Below are 435 nucleotides of genomic sequence, written 5' to 3' on the forward strand. Positions count from 1 at the left end.
ATATCACGGAAATGATTGGCAATCAAAAAACAGTCAAGGCTTTTCAACGAGAAAGGGTCAATCAAGCGCAATTTGAAAGCTTGAACCAAGAACTCTATGTCAAGGGTCAAAAAGCGCAATTTTCTTCTGCTTTAACTAATCCGCTATCACGATTTGTAGATCACTTGGCTTATCTGTCAGTGGGCTGTGTTGGTGGCCTGATGGCACTCAATGGCTCAACCACGGTGACCATCGGTGTGATTTCGAGTTTTACGATTTATGCCAGTCAGTTTTCGAAGCCCTTTATCGAAATTTCAGGGATTACGACACAGATTCAGACAGCCTTTGCTGGTTTGAAACGGACGCAGGAGCTGATGACTCAGCCGATTGAAACACCTGATGCACCCGATGCACGTGTCTTGGCACATGCCAAAGGCGACATTGCCTTTCAAGATA

General features: G+C 45.1%; 1 protein-coding gene. It reads left to right on the forward strand.

The window, feature by feature from the left end; all coding sequences use genetic code 11:
- Positions 1–435, forward strand: a 435-nt coding sequence (locus tag Tmeso_RS15990; protein WP_145993185.1) for an ABC transporter transmembrane domain-containing protein, incomplete at both ends; no start/stop codon positions are given.

The sequence above is a fragment of the Tepidibacter mesophilus genome, assembly GCF_002724055.1.
GTDB classification, from domain to species: Bacteria; Bacillota; Clostridia; order Peptostreptococcales; family Peptostreptococcaceae; genus Tepidibacter_A; species Tepidibacter_A mesophilus.